The sequence below is a fragment of the Nocardia aurantiaca genome (genome assembly GCF_009708175.1).
Taxonomy (GTDB): domain Bacteria; phylum Actinomycetota; class Actinomycetes; order Mycobacteriales; family Mycobacteriaceae; genus Nocardia; species Nocardia aurantiaca.
In genome coordinates this window covers 145311-164761 of record NZ_WMBB01000008.1, presented here as the reverse complement: position 1 = coordinate 164761, position 19451 = coordinate 145311, and the positions used below count along the sequence as shown (strand labels likewise).

Below are 19451 nucleotides of genomic sequence, written 5' to 3'. Positions count from 1 at the left end.
GCGGGTCGGCGGGCCTGGCGGTCGGCAGGCCGTACTGGGAACGCATAACGGCCCGCCCACTTTCATTGTGGGCGGGCCGTTTCGTCGGTGCATACGGCTGGCTGGCCGTCGACACCCGTGTGTGCGGGGCTGGGCCCCGCCCTATTTCGTTTCGTTGGGGGTGTGGGGGCGAAGCCCCCACGACCAGGATGTCAGGCCAACCGCTGCTTGAGGGCCTCGAACTCGTCGCGGATGCCGGAGGGCAGCTTGTCGCCGATGAACTCGAACCACTCCTCGATCAGCGGAATCTCCCGCTTCCATTCCTCGATGTCGACCGCGAGCGCCTCGTCGACGTCGGCGGCGTTCACGTCCAGGCCCTCGAGATCGAGGTTGGCCGCGACCGGGACATTGCCGATCGGGGTGACGGCCGCCTCGGAGCGGCCCTCGATGCGGCCGATGACCCACTCCAGCACGCGGGAGTTCTCACCGAAACCGGGCCACAGGAAGCGGCCATCGTCGCCGCGGCGGAACCAGTTGACGTAGAAGATCTTCGGGAGCTGCTGGTCGTCGGCGTTCTTGCCGAGGTTGATCCAGTGGCCCAGGTAGTCGCCGACGTGGTAGCCCATGAACGGCAGCATGGCCATCGGGTCGCGGCGCACGGCGCCGACCTTGCCCTCGGCGGCGGCGGTCTGCTCCGACGCCATGGTCGCGCCCATGAACACGCCGTGCTGCCAGCCGAAGGACTCGGTCACCAGCGGGACGGTGGTCTTGCGGCGGGCGCCGAAGAGGATGGCCGAGATCGGCACGCCCTGCGGGTCGTCCCATTCGGGGGCGAGGATCGGGCACTGCGACATCGGGGTGCAGTAGCGCGAGTTCGGGTGCGCGGCCAGGGTTTCCGACTCGCGCTCGACCCAGTCGTTGCCCTTCCAGTCGATCAGGTGGTCCGGAGTGCCCTCCAGGCCCTCCCACCACACGTCGTTGTCGTCGGTGAGGGCGACATTGGTGTAGACGGTGTTGCCGGCCTCCATGGTGGCCATGGCGTTCGGGTTCGACTTGTGGTTGGTTCCGGGCGCGACACCGAAGAAGCCGAATTCCGGGTTGACCGCGTACAGTCGGCCGTCCTTGCCGAAACGCATCCACGCGATGTCGTCACCGAGGGTCTCGGCGCGCCAGCCCGGTATGGTCGGCTGGATCATGGCGAGGTTGGTCTTGCCGCAGGCCGAGGGGAACGCGGCGGCGATGTAGTACGCCTTGTTCTCCGGCGAGATGAGCTTGAGGATGAGCATGTGCTCGGCCAGCCAGCCCTCGTCGTGCGCCATGGCGGAGGCGATGCGCAGCGAGTAGCACTTCTTGCCCAGCAGGGCGTTGCCGCCGTAACCCGAACCGTAGGACCAGATTTCGCGGTCCTCGGGGAAGTGGGTGATGTACTTGGTGTCGTTGCACGGCCACGGCACGTCGGCCTGGCCCTCGGCCAGCGGGGCGCCCACGGAGTGCAGGGCCTTCACGAACGGGCGGTCGGCGCCCAGCTTCTCCAGCGCGGCCGCGCCCATGCGGGTCATCACGCGCATGGAGACCACGACGTACTCGGAGTCGGTGATCTCGACGCCCAGCTTGGGGTCCTCGGCGCCGAGCGGGCCCATGCAGAAGGGCACCACGTACATGGTGCGGCCGTTCATGCAGCCGCGGTACAGCTCGGTCATGGTGGCGCGCATCTCGGTCGGGTCGACCCAGTTGTTGGTCGGACCGGCGTCGGCCTCGGTCTTCGAGCAGATGTAGGTGCGGGATTCGACGCGGGCGACGTCAGAGGGGTCGGAGAGCGCGAGGAACGAGTTGGGCTTCTTGTGCTCGTTCAGCTTCTTGAATGTGCCGGCCTCGACCAGCTTGGCGGTGAGGACGTCCCACTCCTCATCGGAACCGTCCGACCACACCACGCGGTCCGGCTGGGTGAGTTCTGCGACCTCCTGTACCCAGGCAAGCAGTTCCTTGTGCTCGGTGGGCGCGGTGCCATCGTGAAGACCAGGAATGGTCGCTGAGGTCATGAAAACTCTCCTGAGATGGGCGGCCCCGAGGTCCTCGAGCCGAGGACCACGGCTCGCGACACCGAGTGCCACCAATTGCGGCAGGGCCCCCGCTGGTCTCGGCCGCTTGCCCGTACCGGCTGGACGCGCGTACAAGAACGCAGCGGATGCCCTGGTTCCTGCCATAGAGGTTAACGCCATATATCGCGGTGTACGGAATCGGGTTGTCCAGTCGGTACCCGGTCGAAACCTCCGACCAGCCGTTATGCGAATTCGAGTGCGGCCAGGTCACGTTCGCATGCCAGCAGTAGAGCGGGGCGGCGCTGGGCCGCCTCCCGCAATTGCGCCTCCAATTCTCCGACCCGCAGATCGGTGTGCACCATGCGCGCGGTGGCGCGGCGGAGCACTTCGTCGGTGAGCCGCTCCTCGGCGTCGACCAGGGCCGTGGCGACCCGCTGTTCGAGGTGCGCGCGGGCGTCGACCAGCGTGTCGGCGACCCATTGCCGCAGGTGAGCGCCATCGGCAAGCTGTTTGCGGGCGCGCACCACCCAGCCCGCGGCGGCGGCACCGAGGAGCAGACTGACCGGTACGATCGCATAGTCGAAGGCCTGCAGCAGGGCCAGCGGAGCCACGACCAGCCGCCCCAGTCCGAAGCCCGCCGAAGCGCCGAGCGCGATCACCAGGTGGTCCTCCACGCCCCGCAGGCGTGGGCCGGGCGTCGGAACCGCCCTCGACACCCGTTCCGCGGGGGGCGGAAAAGATATATGCCATTCCTCCGCGACGGATTCTTCGACCTGACGGCATAATTCGCCGATCCGGGCGCGAATCGCGCGGTCCATCTCCTGTGTGAGCTTTTCCACAGAATCGCTCACATGTCGCGGAAATTCAGCGTGCGCGCCACGCGGCAGGCGTTCGATTTCGGCCCGCAACTCCCCGTGCAGTGCCCGGATTCGGCCCCCGACCTCATGCGATAGATCCACCCGCGCCAACTGCAGCCGATTCCGCACGATTGTCATGGCCGATCCCCGCCCACCGTCGCTGACCGCCAGCAGCCGCGCCCGCTCCTCCCGCAAACCCGCAACATCCCCGCCGCCCCGCAGCTTCCCCAGCTGCGCCCGAATTCGCCGCCGCGTCTCCCCCACCACCCGCTCCCGCACGATCCCCACCTGATCCCCCGCCGCTCCCGCCCCGGCCGCCGCCACCAACCTGGCATGCAGCAACCCCACCCCCGACCGATCCAGTAACGCCGCATCCCCCTGCGACCTGGCCACCGCCGCCATCCGCGCCGACACCGGCACGATCTCCTCCCGACCCCCGCCACCCGCCTCGGCCAGCAGCTCGATATCCAGCTTCCGCACCTCCCGCCAGTCCCGATGCGCGTGAATCCCGTCGAGCGCGAACACGATCCGAGTCCGATCCGCCCGCAAACCCCGCACCCGCTCCAGCAGCTCGCCTCCGATCAGGGCCCCGGCCTCGAGCACAACGAGTGCCACCGGGTTCGGACGCGCCTGCAACCCGAACCGTGCATCGTTCTCCGCCGCCTCGTCAATGCCGGCTCCACCCGTGGCCGCGACGACGCCGAGGTCGATGCGTGGCTGGAATCGGGCCAGCTCGACCCGCAATGCCGCCGAGCGTGAATCGTCGCCACCGATGAGCCCGATCGACGCGGCCTCCGGTTCCGGGCCCGCCATCGCGCGGAGCAAAGCCAAACCGTGCGGATTCCAGCGCATGACAACGGCTTCCACGGCCGCAGGCAGCGCGGCCGACTCGTCCGCCCGTGCCGCGGTGGCCGCGGCTGCCGCCCCGTCCGACCACGACGCACCCCGGGATGAATCCGCCGCGACAGGCGGTGGCAGCTCCGACCGGATGGGAACTCCCACGGGTGACACCGACACCGCCGACTCCACACCGTGGACGCCGCCCGGAACGGACCACCCGACCGTCCCGGCCGAGGTCGCTCGGCTCAACGGCGGGAGTTGGAGCCCACGGCCCGGCCCCTGGTGCGGGCGGTCGTCCGGAAGGGACGGGAGCTGAGCGTCAACGGATTCCGGAAGGGGGCGGGTCCGGGTCTCCTCGGCGCCCGAACCGCGCTCCGCACCGGAGGACAGCTCGCCCACCGCGGCGGGATCTCGCGACGGCGGGTCGGCGGGGCGGGGTTCGGGAATCAACACCGCTGATTCGTATCCAGCGGTGTATTCGGCTTGGCGAGAGGCGAATCAATCGCCGAGAGCGGCGACGGCCTCGTAGCGGCGGTGGAGTTCGCGGTGGAGGGGGTCGATTCCGCTGGCGCAGTGGAGGATGTGGAGTAGGAGCTGTGGGGTGAGGGTGGGGTGGCGGCGGAGGGCCGCGAGAGCGCAGGAGACGCCGAAGAGGTCCCAGCGGTCAAGGAGTGCTCGGCGGGCTTCGGGATCGGGGGCGAGGCCCGGGGCGGTGAAGAGGTCGTGGGAGAGGGTCAGGGGCGGGTCGGGGCGATCGCGATGGTCGTGCAGGGTGCGCAGATCGGTGTCGGTGAGCGTGCCAGAGCGGGTCCGGCCCGCCAGGGCCGCCACCACCGGGAAGGTGGGGAGACCGAGGTCGGCGGTGAGTTTTTCGGCCATGGTGGCGGCGTCGGACCAGCGGGCGCCGATGGAGTCGGCCTTGTTGAGGACCACAAGGGTGCGGTCCGGGGCGAGGGTGGCGAGGAGGCGGTGGTCGGCCGGATCTGCCAGGCCGGGAAGAACATAGAGGACGAGGTCGGCGTCGAGGGCGGGGTTCGGTTGCCCGGGCCGGTCGACCGCTCGGGTTTCTTCGGCGGTGAGCAGCGACAGCGCATGTCGCAGGGTGGTTTTGCCCGCGCGGGCCCGCCCCGTCACCTGGATGCGCGGAGATCGCCCGACCGACACGCGGGCAGCCTAGCCGGAAGGCGCTGGGCGCGTGCGGGTTTCGCATCACAAACGCGCAGGTCACGACGTGAGGAACCCGGTCGATCCGAGTCCTTCTGTGCGACGGCACAATTCGGTGCGACCGCTCTTCACGGATACCTGCGAGTGCCCTACTCTGGCGATTCGGTCGGCATCAGGGCCGATGCACGGCTGCGGTGCCCCTTCTCGGTCCACGGCCGGCGCGAGGAGGGGAGGTAGTGATGGCCGTCAACGCCGACGTCATCGAAGCAGCCGATTCGGCATGGCCCGCGGCCGAGCAGCCGAGTGGCCGTCCGCTGCCGCCCAGCCTGGATCCCTTCTTCCATCCGCCGCGCGGCTTCGCCCGGCACGCGGCCGGCACGATCCTGCGCAGCCGCGCGGTCGAGATCGCGCTCTTCGGCCTGGTGCCCCAGCAGGTGACGGCCTGGCAGCTGCTCTACCGCAGCCAGGATCTGCACGGCAAGCCCGAGATCGCGATCACCACGGTGCTGCTGCCGAGAGGCGCCGAACTGGATTCCGAGCGCCCGCTGCTGGCCTTCCAAACCGCCATGGACGCCGTCACCGACCGCTGCGCGCCGTCCTACGCGCTGCGCCGCGGGGCCCTGTCCCCCGGCTCCATCACCCAGCTCGAATGGATGCTGGTCGCGAACGCGCTGCGCCGCGGCTGGGCGGTCAGCATCGCGGATCACGAAGGGCTGCAAGGGAATTTCGGGGTGGCCCGGGAGCCCGGCTATCGCGGACTGGACGGCGTCCGCGCCGCACTGCGTTTCGCTCCGCTGGGCCTGCACGCGGGCACCAGGGTGGCGGTGTGGGGCTATTCGGGTGGCGGCATGGCCAGTTCGTGGCTGGTGGAGATGGCCCCGGAGTACGCGCCTGAGGTGGATATCGTCGGAGCGGTGCTGGGCGCGCCGGTGGGAGATCCCCGCCATGTGTTCCTGAACCTGAACGGCGGCCTGTTCGCGGGCTTTCCGGCGATCGTGATCGCCGCTCTGCAGCAGGTCTATCCCGCGCTGACCGAGGTGGTGCGCCGCGACTTCACCCCCGAGGGCCGGCGTCTGCTGGACCGCGCCCGATCCCTGGGCCCGATCGCGGTGCTGCCGCTGCTGGTGGGCCGCCGCCTGGACGACTATCTGAAGCGCCCGCTGATGGAGATACTCCCGGACCTCGAGGACATGTTCGACGAGCTGCGGCTCGGCAACCGCGCGCCCAAGTGCCCGGTGCTGGTGGTGCACCCGGTCCGCGATCAGGTCATCGATGCCGCGGGCGTCGACGGTCAGGTCGAGCGCTACCGGGCGGGCGGCGCGTCGGTCTGGCACGTCCGCGATCGCCTCAGCGAGCATTTCTCGCTGTTCCCGCTGGCGACTCCGATGAGTCTGAACTGGCTGGCCGATCGGCTGGCCGGCAAAACTCTTACCGAACCCACAACCAAGACCGTCTGGTCGGTAGCCGCGTCCCCGACGCACTGGCGCAGCATGGTGGAAATGGCAACCACCGCAATGCGAGTCACGCTCGGACTGCCCCTGCGCCCGGCCGCCGCCGCGTCCTCCGACGAGGTGTCGGGCCTGGCAGCCTGAGTCTTCGCGGCCGCGGCAATTCGTGGTCGATTGCCGCGCTGATGAACCAATACTGGACAATGGACGCCGTGAACGACGCCGCGAACCATACTGCCGAGCCAGTTCCCGGGCCGCGGTCCGCCGCCACCGCCGGTGACGCCGATCACTCGGAAGCCGCCAACGGCCAGCCGGATCGGCCCGCGGGCAACCGCCTCTATCCCCGGGTCACCAGTTTCCGCGCCCGCCGCGGCGCGGTGTCGCCCGCCCGCCAGGACGCCTGGGATCGGGTGTGGCCGCGGATCGGCAAGGATGTCTCCGACGAGAAGCTGGACGCGGACGCCTGGTTCGGGCGCTCGGCCCCGGTGATCATCGAGATCGGCTGCGGCACCGGCACGGCCACCGCGGCCATGGCGCAGGCGGAGCCGCAGTTCAATCTGATCGGCATCGAGGTCTACAAGCCGGGTCTGGCCCAGCTGGTGCAGCGGGTGGAGCGCGAAGGCATCGAGAACATCCGACTGCTGCGCGGCGATGCCGTAGATGTCCTGGAAAATATGATTGCTCCCGAATCGCTGACCGGTGTGCGCGTATTCTTCCCGGACCCCTGGCCGAAGGCGCGGCACCACAAGCGGCGGCTGCTGCAGCCGGAGACATTCGCACTCATAGCGAGTCGGCTGATTCCGGGCGGCGTGTTGCATGTCGCGACCGACCATGCGGACTATGCCGAGTGGATCGGTCTGTACGGAAATGCGGAACCCCAGCTCATCGGCATGAACGAGCCCACCGGAGGGGATCCCGAGGCCTACCGGACCAAGGCACCGATTGGTTTCGAACGCCCGATTACCAAGTTCGAAAGCAAAGGACTCCGCGCGGGTAGCGCCATCACCGAGTTCATCTGGGGGAAGATCGAATCATGAGCGTCAGTGAGATGGCCCACGGGGTGTCGGAAGTTGCCGGAATAATGCACGGCGCCGACTCGACCGAATTATCTGGCACCACAGGGCTCCATGGCAACGCCGCGGTCGCCCTGGGCGGCACCGCCACCGACGTGCGCCGCGTCCTGTTGGTCTGGGATGCACCGAACCTCGATATGGGCCTCGGCGCCATCCTCGGCGGCCGTCCGACCGCCGCCTACCGCCCGCGCTTCGACGCGCTGGGCCGCTGGCTGCTGGCCCGCACCGCGGAACTGTCGGTGGGCAGCACGACCCGGGTCGAACCCGAGGCCACCGTCTTCACCAATATCGCCCCCGGCACCGCCGATGTGGTGCGGCCGTGGGTCGAGGCACTACGCAATGTCGGCTACGCCGTCTTCGCCAAACCCAAGATCGACGAAGACTCCGATGTGGACAGCGACATGCTCGCCCACATCGAGCTACGCCGCCGCGGCGCGGGTTTGGCCGGGATCATGGTGGCCTCCGCCGACGGGCAGGCGTTCCGCGGGCCCCTCGAGGAGATCGCCGCCTCCGGCGTGCCTGTTCAGGTGCTGGGTTTCCGCGAGCACGCGAGTTGGGCGGTCACGTCGGATATTCTCGAGTTCATCGACCTCGAGGACATCCCGGGCGTGTTCCGTGAACCGCTGCCCCGGGTCAGCCTCGACTCGCTGCCCGACGAGGGTGCGTGGCTGCAGCCGTTCCGGCCGCTGTCGGCCCTGCTCACCTCCCGCCCCGCTCAAGGAGTCGCTTAGTGTTCACCCGCTGGGGCGACCTGGTCTACAAGCTGCGCTACACCGTCCTGGGTGTTGTCGTGGCCGCAATGCTCTCGCTCGGAGCTTTCGGATTCGGGCTGGAGGACCATCTCAGCTCCAGCGGATGGTTCGACCCGACCGCGCAGTCGTCCCAGGCCGCCGTCCTGAAGGACCAGGTGTACGGCCGCGATCACAACAGTGACGTGGTCGTGCTGTACACCGCCCCCGACGGTGGCACGGTCGATGATCCGACGTGGAATCAGAAGGTCATCGACAGCCTCAACAACCTGCCGAAGAAGTACCCGGAGATCAGCCAGGTCAACGGCTCTCCCTGGAAGACCGAGACCGGCCAGCAGCTGGCCCAGGCCGCCAGCCAGGACCGCAAGCACGCCTTCGCGTCCATCGCCATCAAGGGCGACAACGACACCGATATGGTGCGGAACTATCGAAAGGTGAAGGACGCCTTCTATATTCCGGGCGTCAAGGTCGAGGTCGCGGGTCTGCAGCCGGTCGCCGGCACCCTGCAGGACACCATGGCCAGCGACCAGCGGCGCATGGAGGTGCTGGCCCTTCCGGCCGTCGCGATCCTGCTGTTCTTCATCTTCGGTGGGGTGGTCGCCGCCGCCCTGCCGCTGATCATCGGCGGTCTGACCATTGTCGCCGCCAATGGCGTGATCATGGCGCTGACGAAGTTCACCGAGGTGAATTCCTTTGTCGGCGGGGTGGTCACGATGATCGGCCTCGGTCTGGCCATCGACTATGGCCTGTTCATCGTCAGTCGTTTCCGCGAGGAAATGGCCGAGGGCTATGACACCAAGGCGGCGGTCCGGCGCTCCATCATGACCGCGGGCCGCACCGTCACCTTCTCCGCGACCATGATCATCGGCGCGGCCGCGGGCATGCTGCTGTTCCCGCAGGGCTTCCTGAAATCGGTGGCCTACGGCACCATCGCGGCCGTGGCGCTGGCCGCGATGTCGGCGCTCACCGTGCTGCCCGCGCTGCTCAGCATCCTGGGCCCGCGCGTGGACGCCCTGGGGCTCAAGCGGTTCCGCAAGACCAAGACCGCCGAGGAGATCGAGAACGGCTACTGGGGACGGCTCACCGCGTGGGTCATGAAGCACCCGCTGAAGGTGGCGATTCCGCTCACCATCGGGCTGCTGCTGCTCATCATCCCGGTGAAGAACCTGCAGTTCGGCGGGATCAGCGAAACCTATCTGCCGCCGGACAATCCGACCCGGCTGGCGCAGGAGCACTTCGACGAGACCTTCCCGCTGCGCAAGGCCGATCCCGTCCAGTTGATCATCGTCACCGACAATCCGAAGAACATCGGCACGATCCTCAACGAGGCCAATCAGGCCCGAGGGCTGCAGCCCAAGACCACCTTCTCGATTCCGCAGACGCCGCCGAACGGCGCCAATGTGTGGACCACGTCGCGGCCGGTGGAGAAGAGCGCCGACATCAAGGAGACCATCGACGATCTGCGCTCGATGGATGTCCCCGACGATGCCGAGGTCATGATCACCGGCACGCCGGTCATGATGCAGGACAGCATCGACACGCTGGTCGATCGCATGCCGCTGATGATCGTCCTCGTGGTGTTCGTGACCGGCCTGCTGATGTTCCTCACCTTCGGCTCGGTGGTGTTGCCGATCAAGGCCGCGCTCATGAGCGCGCTCGGGCTCGGGTCCACGCTGGGCATTCTGACCTGGATCTTCATCGACGGCCACGGCTCGGGTCTGCTGAACTTCACACCGCAGCCGATCATGTCGCCGGTCCTGGTGCTGATCATCTCGGTGATCTACGGCCTATCCGTGGACTACGAGGTATTCCTGTTGTCCCGCATGGTCGAAGCCCGCGCCCAGGGCGCCAGCACCACCGAGGCCGTACGCGCGGGAACCGCCCAGACGGGCCGCCTCATCACCGCCGCCGCGCTCATCCTGCTGGTGGTCACCGGCGCGTTCGCGTTCTCCGACCTGGTGATGATGCAGTACATCGCCTACGGCATGGTGGCGGCGTTGTTCATCGACGCGACTGTGCTGCGCATGCTGCTGGTGCCGGCCACCATGAAGCTGCTCGGCGACGACTGCTGGTGGGCGCCCAAGTGGATGAAGAAGATCCAGCAGAAGATCGGCCTGGGCGAGCCCATCCTCGACGATGAGCGGCCCGGCGGCGGCGAGGTGGTCGACCTGGTGAAGACCACCCCGATCACCGACCCGGTCACCATGCAGATTCCGGTCCTGCCCGACGGGTCCGCCGCCCCCGCGCGCCCGCGCAAGCCGCGCCCGGCCCGCACCGTCGACGTCGACAGCGAGGCCCCGACCCAGCGCATCGAGACCGTCGAGCGCACCGAGACCACACCGCCCGCGGACACCGCCGAGGCCGCCCCGGCCCCGGAGTCCGACCGCCCCGCGTCCGAAGTCCCGTCCGCCGCAATGCGTCCCGGCCACGGCGTCACCCCGTCGACCACCGCGGTCCCGGCGTTCGTCAAGCCCAGCGGTATCTCGGTCCCCGAATCCGGTTCCGCGAGCAGCACACCCGTCGAACCCGCCCCGGCGTCCCCGGCGCCCGCGGAGGCCACTCCGCCGGTCGCGCCGCGGCGCGTGCTCAGCACGGCCTCGGCGGACGCCCCGACCACCGATCTCGGTTCCGGCCCCACCGGTCTCGGCTCCGCCCGCGGCCCGGTGGCCCCGCACCCGATCAGCGACTTCGCTTCCCCCGCACAGGGTTCCACGAATCCCGGTGGCGGCCTGCCGCAGCGTGTGCCCGAGAGCGAAGCCGCGCCCGAGAGCGTGTCGCACGCTCAGGGCGGGGCCTTCGAGGCTTCGGCCCCGCCGCCCGCGGCGGTCCCGCCGGTCGCTCCGGCGACCCCGGTCCCGTCCGTCTCACAGCCCGCGCCTCCAGCCCCGCAGGCCGCATCGCCCAAACCGCCTGCGGGACCGGCGGATTCACAGCCGCCCGCGCCGGTGGTCGGTTCGGGGCGGGTGCTGCCGCCGCCGATGCCGAGGATCGCTCCGCATCCGGCGACCCGGGCGCAGCTGGCCCAGCGGCACTCGCCGGAACCGGAGCAGCCGGTGGAATCCGCTGCCGGGGAAGAGGATCCGACGCACCGTGCCGTCGAGGATCAGCCGCAGGAGGGCGGCGGCCGCAGCAGCATCGAGCAGTGGATGTCCGACCTGCGCTCCTCCCGGCGTCGCCCCCCCGCTCCCCATGCGGACGAGGATGCCAAGCATCGCGGTGGCGAGGGAGGCCAGGTGAGCGTCAACGAACTCCTCCGTCGCCAGAACAGCGATTGACCTGGCGACGGCGGGGCCCGGCCGAATCCTCGGCCGGGCCCTGCCGTTTCAGCGGTTTATGTGGACCGGGCGCCGGAATCCGTGTCTGTGAAGGCCACCGTGTACCGGTTGCCGACCACCAGGAGCGCCACAGCCCGGACCGGACCATCGAGGTCGGCCAGGTGAATTCGGTCGACAGCCGCGCGATCAGCGGGATCGTCGGCGGGATTCATGTCCGTCATGCTCTCGACCTGGGCGTTTGCCCATATGGGGGAAACACGCGGGTGCCGGGCAATACCGCCTCCCGATTCGGCGGATACGGTCCCCGGGCCGGATCAGGCGGGGCGCGCGGGGGCGGCGGCGCGGGCGATGGTGGCGCGGATCTCGGCGGTGATCAGGTCCGGAGCCTCGAGCATGGGGACGTGGCCGAGGCCGGGCAGGGAGCGCACCTCGACGGCCGCGGTGGGGGTCAGCGCGGCGTAGACGTGGGGTGGGAGCACCCGGTCGCGGTCGGGCAGCAGGACGGTCGTGGGGATATCCAGCTCGGCCAGTCCCGTGAAACCCGTTGAGAGATCCGGATCTTCGGATAGGTCATCGACGATGGCGCATTCGGTGATGGCCGCGGTCATGGCCTTGGCCAGCGGATTCGGCACATCGGCCGGACGATCGGCCAGCAGCGGCAGCAGCAGGCTGCGCAGCAGCGAGGGCATGGTCGGCTGTCGATCCGGGCCCAGCCCGATGAGCGGGGCGAAGGCGCGGAACCTGCGGAGCAGCGAATCCGCGGCGGCGGGTGTGCGCCACAGACCTGCGGGGGCGATGACGGTGCACGAGCGGGCGCGGCCGCGGGCGGCGAGCTCCAGGGCGATCCAGCCGCCCAGCGAATTGCCCGCGATATGGGCGGTGTCCCAACCGGATTCGTCGAGCAGCCGCTCGCAGTGATCGACCAGGGCGGCCACGGTGGCGGGCCGCGCCGCCTCGGGACCACCCCAGTGGCCGGGCAGGGTGGGGGCCAGCACGGCGTGGTCGGTGGCCAGCTCGTCCAGTACCGCGCCCCAGGACTGCCAGGTCAGCAGGACGCCGTGCAACAGGAGCAGCGGCTCACCGCTGCCGGATCGATGCACTGCCTCCGGGGTCGGGACGCCATCCACCATGTGCGTGACCATACCGTCCGGATAAGCACCCCGCCGCGCCCGATTCGGCGGCCCCTCGGGCCCGGCGGCGGTCACGCACCGTTGAGGAACCGTTTCCAGTTGGTTCCGAACGGGTGCTTGGCGGTGACGGAGCTGAACCGCAGCGTGCCGTGCACGATGATGTGCAGCGGCCCGATGGGCGGACCGGTGCGGACCTTGGTATTGGCGCTGGAGCCGATCAGGTCGATGGCATTGAGGTCCACGGTGGCCTCGGCGGGCACGATCAGCTCGACCGAGCTGCAGGTGTCGTCGACGTGGATCTCGACCACCTGGGTGGACATGACGGCCTGTGTGAAGTCCAGGCGCACGCTGCCCATCAGGCTGTTGATCATCAGCGCGGGCGGCACGTGCCAGGCGCCCTTGCGCTCCACGCTCGACAGGCGGGCGCGAATCACAGTGCCCGGCGCGGCCTGCGGGATGCGGTGCGCGGCCACGTACCGCGGCTGCGGCGGCGCGTAGCGCTGTGCTGCGGGGGCGGGTTGCCCGACCAGCCGGACCCCCGGCAGATCGACCAGCACCGCATTGAGTTCGCCGCGGGTCTTGGCCGCGAGCGCGGTGTCCATGCGCTCGGTGAATTCCCCCAGCGACAGCATGCCCAGCCCGACAGCGCGCTGCAGCAGCCGACCGACATGTTCGCGTTCGACATCGGATACCCGTAGATCCCGGTCGCCGATCACGGCGTTGCCGGTCACGATCGCGGAAACCGCTTCAGGACCTCCCATGCTTCGAGGCTAACCAGCGCGGGGCCGCCGCCGCATCAGGGCAATCCCTGAACCGTCCCCCTACTCGAGGCCCTGTTCGATGGCGTAGCGGGTCAATTCGACGCGATTGCCGAGCTGCAGTTTGCGCAGGGTGGACTGCACGTGGTTCTCCACCGTGCGGTGGCTGAGGCCGAGCCGGGTGGCGATCTGCTTGGCGGACAAGCCCTTCGCCACCATGCGCAATACCTCGGTCTCCCGGTCGGTGAGGGCGGGGCGATGGGGTTCGTCGCGATCGGCGGGTGTGTTGGCGATGCGCCGGAACTCACCGAGGACCAGTCCGGCCAAGCCGGGCGAGAAAACGGCCTGCCCCGCGGCGGTGGCGCGGACGGCATCCAGGAGTTCGGTGGCCGAGGCGCTCTTGACCAGGTAGCCGGTGGCCCCGGCCTTGATGGCGTCGAGCACGTCGGCGCGTTCGGCCGACGCCGACAGCACCAGCACCCGGGTGCGCGGGGAGACCCGCAGCACCTCGGCGGTGGCGTCCGCGCCGTTGCCGTCGGGGAGTCGCATGTCCATCAGGACGACGGCCGGTCGCACGGCGCTCGCGCGGGCCCCGGCGGCGCGCACGCCGTCGGCGGTGGCGACCACGTCGAATCCGGCCTCGGCGAGGTCGCGGGCGACGCCGTCGCGCCAGATCGGGTGGTCGTCGACCACCATCACCGTGATCGGGGCATCCGATTCGGCCATATCCGCCTCCGGTCTCATCGTCGCCGTGCGAGGGGCACGCGGAACTCCCATTCCGCGCCCGCGCCATCCTCATTGTCCCCGGGCGTCGCCTCGAACAGCAGCCGCGCGTTGCCGCCCAGCGCCGCGATGCGTCCCACGATGGACCGTGAAATACCCATGCGCCCTTGGCCTTCGGCCTCGGCGAGGCGGCCGGGTGGTATGCCGGGACCGTCGTCGCGCACGCTCACGATGAGCTCATCGCCGGTATCCTCCAGCAGCACATACGCTTTCGCACCGGGCCCGGCGTGCTGGACCACATTCGCGAGGGCGGCGGCCACGGCGGCGGCGATCTCGCGGGCCGCCCAGTGGCCCAGCCGCACCGGATCGCCAGGGGTGGAGACGAAGACGGATGGGGTGGCCTGGGCGGTGAGCAGCGGGCGCAGGTCCTCCTCGGTTCCCCCGGCCTCGGCGCGGTCGCCCTGCTCGGAAACGAGCACGCGCAACGCCACCTCCTGCTCGCCCGCCCGCTGCGCGAGCTCGGCTGTCGGGCCGCCGATTTCGTTGCCGCGACGCTTGATGTAGCTGAGCACCTGCAGGACTCCGTCGTGCACCTCCCGGGCCAGGCGTTCGCGTTCCTGGGCGGCGACGGTGAGCCGGACGGCGCGTTGCAGCTGCGCATGCGCGCGGCGGGCGGTATCGGAGGCCAAGCCCAGGGCGAGGCCCACCGAGACCAGGACGGGCAGCGTCGCGTCGCGCCACACGTCGAAGTCCCACTGAGCCCGCGCGGTGATGACGGCAGCGGAGATGACCAGCCCCGAGCAGACGCCGCCGAGCGGCCCCCACAGAATCGCCGCGGAGACAACGGCGTTGGCGGCCCAGAGCGTGGTGGGCAGGGTCTGATGGTGGTGATACCAGTCGTAGGGCGCGACCAGCCGGGTGGCGAAGATCAGCGCGATGACCACGATGTTGTCACCGACGACCACCGCTGTGCGCACCCGGGGCTCGTGCCGGATCCGCCACTGCGACAACAGGACCGCCGAGATGCCCGACCACACCGCCATGACGGCGATCAGCGCCCAGCTCAGCCGTTGACCGGTGTAGTACGACACCGAGGCGATCTGCTGGCCCACCGCGTACAACAGGGTGACCAGCCGGAACGCCTGCACGGCCCGCCACAGCGGCGCGGTGGCGGCCCAGGCGGGATCGGGTTCGTCAGTCTCCGGCTTCACCGCTGCCGCCGACGGGCTTCGGTGGCGGCTGGTGCGCGTCCTCGGTCACCGGCACGGACACCCGGTAGCGGTCCTCGTCGGGAATGTCGGGTTCGGCGCTGTACATGGGCTTGCTCGGATCGCCGGTGTGCAGGTCCTGATAGAGCTCGTCGGGTGAGCCGGCCAACAGCGAGCGCACGGCGGTGTTGAGCACCGCCACGAACGGCACCGCGAGCAGAGCGCCCGCGAGACCGGCCAGCACCGCACCCGCCGCGATGGCGAGCACCACGGCCAGCGGATGGATGCGCACCGCGCGACCCATCAGCAGTGGTTGCAGCACATGGCCTTCCAGCTGCATGACCGCCACGGTGATGCCCAGCACGATCAGCGCGGTGACGATTCCCTTGGTCATGAGCGCGATGAATACCGCCACCGACCCGGCGATGAAGGAGCCCACGATGGGAATGAACGCGCCGATGAAGACCAGCGAGGCCAGCGGAAGCGCCAGCGGCACATTGAGAATGGCCAAGCCCGCGCCGATGCCGATGGCGTCCACCGCCGCCACCATGACGGTGGCTCGCACGAAGCCGGTCAGGGTGCCGAAACCCAGCCGCCCGGCCTGCCGCACCTTTTCCCGGTGTGCGGTCGGGACGACGCGGGTGATGAACTCCCAGATCTGGTCGCCGCCGTAGAGGAAGAAGATGAGGATGAACAGGGTCAGGAAGGCGCCGGTGAAGAACTCGCCGATGACGGTGGCGGTGGTGAGGGCCCCGTTGGTCAGCGCGTCCTTGTTCGACTCGACGGTCTTGACGATGGTGTCGCCGGCATTGCGGATCTGATCGTTGCTCAGCTGCAACGGCCCGTTGATCAGCCAGTCCTGCACCTGGTGCACGGAGGTCTTGAACTCGTCCGACAGCTGCGGCACGCCCGAGACGAACTGCTCGACGACGAAGGTCACGATCCCGGCGAGCAGACCGAGCGCCCCGACCAGCGCCACGAACACGCCGATCGCGCGCGGCACTCCGAACCGCTGCATCCAGTTGACCAGCGGCGCCATCAGCGCCGCGCCCAGCAACGCGATGGAAATCGGAATGGTGACCGTCGACAGCCGCCGCGCCAGATACGCCACCGCGAGCACGGCCGCGAAGATGATGAGCAGCCGCCAGCACCACTCCGCGGTCTGCCGCACGATCGGGTGCACGGCCTCCACGTCGCGACGGCGCACCCCACCGGACTCGCCGGATCCGCTGGACACTGCCTGCACCTCACTCACGTTGGCGAGCCTACTGTGCCCGAGCGGCTCTCCGCTCCAGGCGCGTACCGCGATGACGCCTGCTCGATCATCTCTTCCCCGCCGACGACCTGGTGGTTCGCGGCGCAAGCGCGGGGAGGCGGAGCGCTCGTTCCCGACCGACGGAACGAGCGAGCGAAGCCGAGCAGGGACGAACGAGACCTTCGGCGCCGCGAACCCGCCCGCGGCGAAGCGGAGGCCGATCGGGCACAGCTAGATTGGTGATCGTGTCAGCGCCCTTGGAAGCGGTCAAACAGACCATGCATACCCGCTGGCCGCTGTACTTGGCGTCAATGCTCGCGGCCAACGCGTTCGGCGCTGTCCTGGTGTGGGCTTTCATTCAGTACGGACTGCCGGTTCCGGAGGGCGGGACCAGCGCGACCCGGCAGACCGGGCTGCTGATTCCGGGCCTGGTGTTCGTGATCGGCGGACTCCTGAGCGTCACCGCGTCGGCGCTCATGCTGCGGCCGGTCATGCGGTGGCAGATGCGGGGCGGGCCGCCGTCGCGGCAGGAGCAGATGGCTGCGTTGCACGCACCGTTGCGGCAGGCCATCGTGCATCTGGTGCTGTGGCTGATCGGCGGTGGCGTGCTGGCATCGGTCATCATCGTGCGGACCCCGGAACTGGCGGCGGCGGTGATCGTCACCGAATGTATGGCCGCCACCATCGTTTTCGGCTTCACCTACATGCTGGGAGAACGAATTCTGCGTCCGGTCGCGGCCGAGGCCCTCACCACGGGGGCCTTCGACCACACCCTGACGCCGGGCGTCGGCACCCGGATGGCCATGACCTGGGGCATGGGCACATTCGCGCCGACCATCGCCATCGTGCTCCTGTGCGTCACCCAGATTTCTTCTCGCGTCCAATTTTCCGCGCAGTCGCTCGCGGTCTCGATTCTGTTGTTGTGCGGCGTGGTGATCATGCAGGCGCTGGCGCTTTCCATGCTCACCGGCTCCTCCATTTCCGATCCGATCCGTCAGCTCAGCCAGGCCATCGACCGGGTGCAGGAGGGCGCGCGGGACGTGCAGGTGGAAGTTTTCGACGGTTCGGAAATCGGGCTGCTGCAGGTCGGCTTCAACCGAATGATGGGTGAGGCCGCCAAACGCCGGGAACTGCAGGAATTGTTCGGCCAGCACGTCGGGGAGGACGTGGCGCGGCGCGCGCTCGAGTACGGCACCGAACTCGGTGGTGAAACCCGGTTCGTGGCCGTGCTGTTCGTGGATATGGTCGGTTCGACCGCCACCGCCGCCGAACGCCCGCCGACCGAAGTGGTCAGCCTGCTCAACGAGTTCTTCCGGGTTGTCGTGGATGTCATCGACCGTCACCACGGACTGATCAACAAATTCATGGGCGATGCCGCGCTGGCCATCTTCGGCGCACCGCTGGACCGTCCGGACGCGCCCACGGCGGCCCTCGCCGCCGCACGTGAGCTGCGCGAAGCCCTGCGCGAGGTGGCCGGGCTGGATATCGGCATCGGCGTCTCGGCCGGACTGGCGGTCGCCGGAAACATCGGTGGGGCAAATCGATTCGAATACACCGTGATCGGCGATCCGGTGAACGAGGCGTCACGCCTCACCGAACTCGCCAAGGACCGCCCGGAACGGGTCCTGACCTCGTCGAGCGCGCTGTTTTTCGCCGACGACAACGAACAGCGGCATTGGCAGACCGGCGAAGAGGTGCAACTGCGCGGACGCCGCCGGAAAACCCGGCTGGCGTGGCCGCGGGAAAGCACCGAACCGGCTGCCGCAGACGAGGCGGCGGCGAGTTCGTTAGGCTGACGGCGTGACGGCCCATGGTGAGCTGGCCGGCGAACCTGCGCCGCCCGCGGATAACTCGCACCGTGGCAGGTTCTGGTGGGCCAAATGGGTTCTCGGCGCCGCACTGGCGGGACTGTTGATTTCCGAAGGCGTATATCTGTATCCACGCCTGCACGAATCCTGGAAGAACCTCACCGAAATCCATTGGGGATGGGTAGCCGCCTGCGTCGTGATGGCGGCGTTCTCCATGAGCGGCTTCGGTCGCATCCAGAAGCAGCTGCTGCACGCCGGCGGTGTCGAGGTGAGCCAGCGCAAATCCGTGTCGGTGGTGTACGGCTCCACCGGCATGTCGCTGACCCTGCCCGCGGGCCAGGTGTTCTCGGCCGCCTTCACCTACCGCCAGACCCGGCGCTGGGGCGCGAGCCCGATCGTGGCGTCCTGGCAGCTGGTCATGTCGGGCGTGGTGGCCGCGGCCGGGCTGACGCTGACGGGCCTGTTCGGAGCGGTGCTGGCCGGGGACAAGGTCGGCCCCGGCAAGGTGATCATGACGCTGGGCACCATCGCCCTGCTGATCTGGACCTTCAACTACGTCTCCCGCCACCCCGGTGGGGTGCAGGCGCTGGCACAGCGAATCCTGCACCTGGTCAACCGGATTCGGCACAAGCCCGCCGACGCCGGCATGGACAAGGTCGCCGAGATCCTGACCCAGCTGGAATCGGTGGACCTGGGCAAACGTGATGGCGCGTGGGTGGTCGCGTGGGCGCTCGTGCACCGGCTCGCCGATGTCGCCTGCCTGGGCTTCGCCTGCTACGCGGTGGGCGCGGATCCGCACTGGGCCGGGCTCATGCTGGCCTTCGCGGCAGGAAAGGCCGTGGGCACCATTCCTCTGGCGCCGGGCGGCATCGTCTACGTGGACGCGACCCTCATCTACTCGCTGACCGCGGCGGCCGGACTGCCCGCCGCGCAGGCCGTGGCGGCGGCATTCCTCTACCGCCTGATCAGCTTCATCCTGGTGGCGATCGTCGGCTGGATCGTCTTCCTGTTCCTGTACCGCAAGCCGCAGGCCGACGACGCCGAGCTGGAGAAGGAGTTCGAGGAGCGCGGCAACTCGTTGGTCACCGACCGGCGCCGTCCGAATCCCCCGGCCGATCCGGACTCCCCTTCCGCCTGACTCGCCG

At 69.2% G+C, this 19451-nt stretch carries 15 protein-coding genes; 6 read left to right on the top strand and 9 right to left on the bottom strand.

Features of this window, described 5'->3' with window-relative positions:
* Window positions 1-191: 191 nt before the first annotated feature.
* The 3 genes from GLP40_RS18535 to GLP40_RS18525 all read right to left on the bottom strand — a co-directional run bounded on the left by GLP40_RS18535 (window position 192) and on the right by GLP40_RS18525 (window position 4879).
* Window positions 192-2018 carry a phosphoenolpyruvate carboxykinase (GTP) gene (locus GLP40_RS18535; protein WP_154789189.1) on the bottom strand — a complete coding sequence of 609 codons (1827 nt, stop codon included), beginning with the start codon at window positions 2016-2018 and terminating at the stop codon, window positions 192-194.
* A 242-nt stretch (window positions 2019-2260) separates the two neighbouring features.
* Entirely contained in the window at window positions 2261-4168 is a 1908-nt protein-coding gene (locus GLP40_RS18530) for a hypothetical protein (RefSeq protein WP_230329691.1), read from the bottom strand.
* A 45-nt stretch (window positions 4169-4213) separates the two neighbouring features.
* Window positions 4214-4879 carry a P-loop NTPase family protein gene (locus GLP40_RS18525; RefSeq protein WP_154789188.1) on the bottom strand — a complete coding sequence of 222 codons (666 nt, stop codon included), beginning with the start codon at window positions 4877-4879 and terminating at the stop codon, window positions 4214-4216.
* Between the two features lie 239 nt (window positions 4880-5118).
* On the opposite strand from GLP40_RS18525, the gene GLP40_RS18520 reads away from it, so the two are divergent.
* From GLP40_RS18520 to GLP40_RS18505, 4 genes are read left to right on the top strand one after another with little or no spacing between them, the layout of a single operon-like run.
* On the top strand, window positions 5119-6471 hold the full coding sequence (locus tag GLP40_RS18520) for a lipase family protein (protein WP_154789187.1): 1353 nt from the start codon (window positions 5119-5121) through the stop codon (window positions 6469-6471).
* Window positions 6472-6530: 59 nt separating this feature from the next.
* Window positions 6531-7364 carry a tRNA (guanosine(46)-N7)-methyltransferase TrmB gene (trmB, locus tag GLP40_RS18515; RefSeq protein ID WP_154789186.1) on the top strand — a complete coding sequence of 278 codons (834 nt, stop codon included), beginning with the start codon at window positions 6531-6533 and terminating at the stop codon, window positions 7362-7364.
* Window positions 7361-8131, top strand: a complete 771-nt coding sequence (locus GLP40_RS18510) for an NYN domain-containing protein (protein WP_230329690.1) — start codon at window positions 7361-7363, stop codon at window positions 8129-8131. The genes trmB and GLP40_RS18510 overlap by 4 nt, the downstream gene beginning before the upstream one ends.
* Window positions 8131-11424 carry an MMPL family transporter gene (locus GLP40_RS18505; RefSeq protein ID WP_328290344.1) on the top strand — a complete coding sequence of 1098 codons (3294 nt, stop codon included), beginning with the start codon at window positions 8131-8133 and terminating at the stop codon, window positions 11422-11424. The genes GLP40_RS18510 and GLP40_RS18505 overlap by 1 nt, the downstream gene beginning before the upstream one ends.
* 56 nt (window positions 11425-11480) lie before the next feature.
* Here the strand turns inward: GLP40_RS18505 and GLP40_RS18500 are convergent, their stop codons facing one another.
* The 6 genes from GLP40_RS18500 to GLP40_RS18475 form a co-directional block, all read right to left on the bottom strand.
* Window positions 11481-11645, bottom strand: a complete 165-nt coding sequence (locus GLP40_RS18500; protein ID WP_154789185.1) for a hypothetical protein — start codon at window positions 11643-11645, stop codon at window positions 11481-11483.
* Window positions 11646-11738: 93 nt separating this feature from the next.
* Window positions 11739-12554 (bottom strand): alpha/beta fold hydrolase, encoded by an 816-nt coding sequence (locus GLP40_RS18495; protein ID WP_196054722.1) that lies wholly within the window; start codon window positions 12552-12554, stop codon window positions 11739-11741.
* Between the two features lie 71 nt (window positions 12555-12625).
* Window positions 12626-13267: a DUF1707 SHOCT-like domain-containing protein gene (locus GLP40_RS18490; RefSeq protein ID WP_328290387.1), complete on the bottom strand. Its 642-nt coding sequence runs from the start codon at window positions 13265-13267 to the stop codon at window positions 12626-12628.
* Window positions 13268-13375: 108 nt separating this feature from the next.
* Complete coding sequence (locus GLP40_RS18485) at window positions 13376-14038, bottom strand: response regulator (protein WP_154789182.1); 663 nt, start codon at window positions 14036-14038, stop codon at window positions 13376-13378.
* A 14-nt stretch (window positions 14039-14052) separates the two neighbouring features.
* Entirely contained in the window at window positions 14053-15246 is a 1194-nt protein-coding gene (macS, locus tag GLP40_RS18480; protein ID WP_328290343.1) for a MacS family sensor histidine kinase, read from the bottom strand.
* Complete coding sequence (locus tag GLP40_RS18475) at window positions 15230-16498, bottom strand: AI-2E family transporter (protein WP_407671621.1); 1269 nt, start codon at window positions 16496-16498, stop codon at window positions 15230-15232. Before GLP40_RS18475 ends, macS begins: the two co-directional genes overlap by 17 nt.
* A 278-nt stretch (window positions 16499-16776) precedes the next feature.
* Here GLP40_RS18475 and GLP40_RS18470 point away from each other — a divergent pair, with 278 nt between their 5' ends.
* Together GLP40_RS18470 and GLP40_RS18465 are read left to right on the top strand one after the other, a co-directional pair.
* Window positions 16777-18294 (top strand): adenylate/guanylate cyclase domain-containing protein, encoded by a 1518-nt coding sequence (locus GLP40_RS18470; protein ID WP_196054728.1) that lies wholly within the window; start codon window positions 16777-16779, stop codon window positions 18292-18294.
* Between the two features lie 4 nt (window positions 18295-18298).
* Window positions 18299-19444, top strand: coding sequence for a lysylphosphatidylglycerol synthase transmembrane domain-containing protein (locus GLP40_RS18465; RefSeq protein WP_328290342.1), 1146 nt, complete (start codon window positions 18299-18301; stop codon window positions 19442-19444).
* Window positions 19445-19451 lie beyond the last annotated feature (7 nt).